We start from the raw sequence: 3,413 nt of genomic DNA, 5'->3' as shown, positions 1-3,413 counted from the left end.
AGATGGGGTGTTCGCCAAACGCGAGCAGCGCGTCTTTGGATCTGCATACAGCCGTTTTGTACCGTGGCGTCCACGAGAGGCAGCCAGCAGGTGATGATCTCGCTGTGATCGGCCTCTTCCCAGGTCACGGCGGCGTCTTGGTGCCACGGCACATTGAAGTAGCTCCCACCCGCCTGATCCGCGACTTTGCCACGGATGTGCTGGATCGGGCTGGCGATCAGCTCCGACGTCCCGAGGAGCTGCTGCACCGCATCGAGTAAGTTTTTGCAGTGGAGAAAGTCGAAGAACTCTGGGAGGCGGGCATTCATTACGTCCATCCCGTCTTGGATCGCCCGGTTCTGGGCATAGAGCCAGGCAAAGCGCTTGTCAAACGGGAGATTCGTGTGTAGATCGGGGATCTCTAGCGCCCGCGCCTTCGCATCAATCCAGCGCGTGTAGCCCTCGATCACCGGCGCGAGGTCGGCCTCGTCTAGCACGCCTTCTGCCACTAAAACCCCATCGCTTTTAAACTGCGCGAGCTGCGCCTCCGTTAATCGTCCCATTTCTTCGCCCTCACTCTCCACAAAAAAACAGAGGCCCAGCGCGGGCCTCTGCCTATTTTACCCGAAGGTTCCTACTGTCCGTAGACGTTAAATGCCGTCACAAGAGGTGCATCGTTGGTGTTCCAGGCAACTCCGGTGGGCCAGGTCACTTTGGCACTGTTACCCTGAATCCACTTAGCATGACCATCTCCGTAGGTGATATTGAAGCCATTACTGTGCCGCGCCTCAGGGAAGAAGCGGGTATCTGTCTGGGGAGATCGGAAAGGCCAGACACGGTCAACCTCACCAAAGACCTCCGCAAAAGCTGCCACATCGGCGGGGGCAGACATCGCCGCAAGGGAAACACCCGTCCCCGTGGCAAGCCAGAAGTTATAGCCAAAACCACGACGGAATCCACGTGTATCGCGAGAAGGTGCTTTGCTTGGGCACTGATAGAACGGTGAGCTCGCGGTATAGAGATCCTGGCGACGAACCCCTGCAATAATCGCCGCATTTATTGGAGATTGCCCCGTCTTGATGTAGGGATAGATATCTACCGACCAGTCACGGGCAACCGTTTCCGTCCCAACAACATAGGAATTAAATGCACGACACATGGTCTCATCGTAGTCCTGGGTATACATCATCAGAGCTGTCCCAAGTTGTTTGCAGTTGGAAAGACAGCTTATCTGTCGGGCCTTTTCGCGAGCTTGAGCGAAGACCGGAAAAAGAATAGCGGCAAGAATCGCGATAATCGCAATCACGACCAAGAGTTCGATTAATGTAAAAGCAGCATTGCGCTTCATGAAGTTCGTCTCCTCAAAGAGAAAAAATACACCGTGGTCAGTCACCAACGGATAGCGTAAACTATAGCGGACTTCGTGCTGAGGCACAATGCACAAAAGGACTCATCTTTTGCACAATAGAAGCAACCTTACGTTTCTCGCGAGTAGCAATCAGCAAAACTATTCTCTTCATTTAGACAAGCATCTCTTAGGCTACTACACCCTCCAGTTTATCTGCCAGGGTGAGCTTGAAGTCCTCTATGATGAAGAGAGCTTCTTCTTGGACAATCGCTCTAGCGGCTGGTTTTTCCCGGCCTACCCTGGCCCACGACTACGGTTCCACCCTCCCCTATCCGAGAGCACGTGGTGGCATCGGCATCTGGCATTCCAGGGGGAGCTGATCGAAACGTGGCGGGCAGGCGGTTTGTGGCCGCTGGAGCCACAGCCCGCGCCAGTGGGCATGAACGGCGGCGCATGCTTAGATGAGATCACCGGTTTTGCAAACGCCACCAGTCGCTGGAGCCACGAGCAAGCGGTCAACGGCTTGGAGGCACTGCTGCTGAAGCTGGCTGTCGCGCGAGATGCCCCCTCCGAGGGGCGCTCATGGCTCACCGGTCTCCTAGAGCAGCTCAGTCATAACTTTGCCCCCGACTACTGCCAGCTCGCCCAGCAGCAGGGATGCTCGCTCGCAACGCTCCGGCGGCGTTTCAAAGACGCGACAGGCCAAACCCTCCATGAGTTCGTCATCGCCCAGCGTATCGCCCGTGCCCGCAAGCTCCTCGCCGAAACCGACTTACCCCTGCGCCAGCTCGCCGTCCAGCTCGGCTATGACTCGGAGTTCTTTTTCGCCCGCCAGTTTAAACAAGTCGCCCAAGTCACGCCCGGCGAGTACCGTCGGAGCCGCCTGTTTATTCCACCCGCGGGGTAAACTCTAGGCCATGAGCACAAAAAACACTCTGATTCTTCACGGCTGGGGCGGCAACAAGCCCGAGCACTGGCAGGAGCATCTCGCTGTTGCACTGACAGCGGCGGGCCAGACCGTCCATTATCCCAAGCTCCCCGATCCGACGGCACCGAACTTAGACCTCTGGATCGCCGGTCAAGAGGCTGCGTTAGCTGCCGCCGGTGATCCCGACAACCTCACCGTCGTCTGTCACAGCCTCGGGGCGATTACCTATCTTCACGTTGCAACACGAGCCACACAAAAACTCGCCGAGCGCGTGCTTCTCGTCGCCCCGCCTTACGTTGTCCCTGGTATCCCACCCTGGAGCGCCCCGGCAACCGTGGATACGTTCTTCCCACCACCCCTCAATGCCGAAGCCATCGCCAAAGCCGCCACCATCACGCACCTCGTCGGTGGCAACGACGACGACTACGCGACTTGGGAGCAGATGGAGACCTACGCCAAGCGCCTGAATATTGACTGCACCATGCTCCCCGGCGCAGGCCATATCAGCCCGTACTGGGGCTACGGCAAGTGGGAGTGGGTCGAAAACTGGTGCCTCGGAACCGCCGAGCTTCCTCCACAGCCACGCGGGTAAAATACGCGTATGGACTGGATGCGAATCATTGGCGAGGGGAAGATCAAAGAAGCCATGAATGCGGGAGACTTTGACAACAACCCGCTCAAGGGCAAGCCGATCAACTACGAGCAGGATGCGGGTCTGTCGCCAGAGCTGCGGGCGATGAAGACGATTCTTAAGAATGCTCGTGTCCGCCCGGAATGGATGGATCTGGAATCCGATATTCGCCGCGAGCAGGCAGCCGTCGCCCAGCAGAAGACGCGGGCGGTGGCTGCGCTTGCAAAAGCCTCCGACGCAAGCCGTGAGCGAGTCGCGGCACGGATTCGGGTAGAGCTGAAGGAGGCGATAGGCGTGGTCAACACCATGATTCTTCACTACAACATGACCTGTCCCCCCGGTCACGCGCAGGCATTTCGAAGCTATGTCCTTGCCTCAGAGCTGGAGTCACTGGGACTCTAATTTTGGGAGGGTAAACTACTGTCATGGACTGGATGCGGATCGTCGGGGAACGGAAGATTAAAGAGGCGATGGATGAGGGGGTGTTTGACGACAACCCGCTCAAGGGCAAGCCGCTGAACTTTGAC

Annotated in this window: 6 protein-coding genes; 4 read left to right on the top strand and 2 right to left on the bottom strand. The window is 57.5% G+C overall.

Annotated elements, in window-relative coordinates; all coding sequences use genetic code 11:
* Together RMO15_RS01610 and RMO15_RS01605 are read right to left on the bottom strand one after the other, a co-directional pair.
* Nucleotides 1–542 (bottom strand): phytanoyl-CoA dioxygenase family protein (locus RMO15_RS01610; RefSeq protein WP_309707198.1); only part of this gene is annotated, 542 nt, incomplete at its 3' end.
* Between the two features lie 71 nt (nucleotides 543–613).
* Complete coding sequence (locus RMO15_RS01605; protein WP_309707197.1) at nucleotides 614–1,327, bottom strand: DUF1559 domain-containing protein; 714 nt, start codon at nucleotides 1,325–1,327, stop codon at nucleotides 614–616.
* A 109-nt stretch (nucleotides 1,328–1,436) separates the two neighbouring features.
* Between RMO15_RS01605 and RMO15_RS01600 the strand changes: the two genes are divergently transcribed.
* The 4 genes from RMO15_RS01600 to RMO15_RS33135 all read left to right on the top strand — a co-directional run.
* Nucleotides 1,437–2,234, top strand: coding sequence for an AraC family transcriptional regulator (locus tag RMO15_RS01600; RefSeq protein ID WP_309707196.1), 798 nt, complete (start codon nucleotides 1,437–1,439; stop codon nucleotides 2,232–2,234).
* A 10-nt stretch (nucleotides 2,235–2,244) separates the two neighbouring features.
* Nucleotides 2,245–2,847, top strand: coding sequence for an alpha/beta fold hydrolase (locus RMO15_RS01595; protein WP_309707195.1), 603 nt, complete (start codon nucleotides 2,245–2,247; stop codon nucleotides 2,845–2,847).
* 9 nt (nucleotides 2,848–2,856) lie between these two features.
* A complete protein-coding gene (locus RMO15_RS01590; RefSeq protein WP_309707193.1) occupies nucleotides 2,857–3,288 on the top strand; it encodes a DUF1992 domain-containing protein in 432 nt (143 codons plus the stop codon).
* A gap of 23 nt (nucleotides 3,289–3,311) precedes the next feature.
* Nucleotides 3,312–3,413, top strand: a 102-nt coding sequence (locus RMO15_RS33135) for a DnaJ family domain-containing protein (protein WP_369016060.1), incomplete at its 3' end; no start/stop codon positions are given.

This window comes from Armatimonas sp. (assembly GCF_031410135.1).
Taxonomy (GTDB): Bacteria; Armatimonadota; Armatimonadia; order Armatimonadales; family Armatimonadaceae; genus Armatimonas.
The sequence above is the reverse complement of the archived record's forward strand: the minus strand, read 5'-3'. Positions and strand labels throughout refer to the sequence as shown.

What these genes read in the sequence shown, in the direction of transcription:
- RMO15_RS01595 (WP_309707195.1), top strand. Translation starts at nt 2,245, where the DNA reads ATGAGCACAAAAAACACTCTGATTCTTCACGGCTGGGGCGGCAACAAG.
- RMO15_RS01605 (WP_309707197.1), bottom strand. Translation starts at nt 1,327, where the DNA reads ATGAAGCGCAATGCTGCTTTTACATTAATCGAACTCTTGGTCGTGATT.
- RMO15_RS01590 (WP_309707193.1), top strand. Translation starts at nt 2,857, where the DNA reads ATGGACTGGATGCGAATCATTGGCGAGGGGAAGATCAAAGAAGCCATG.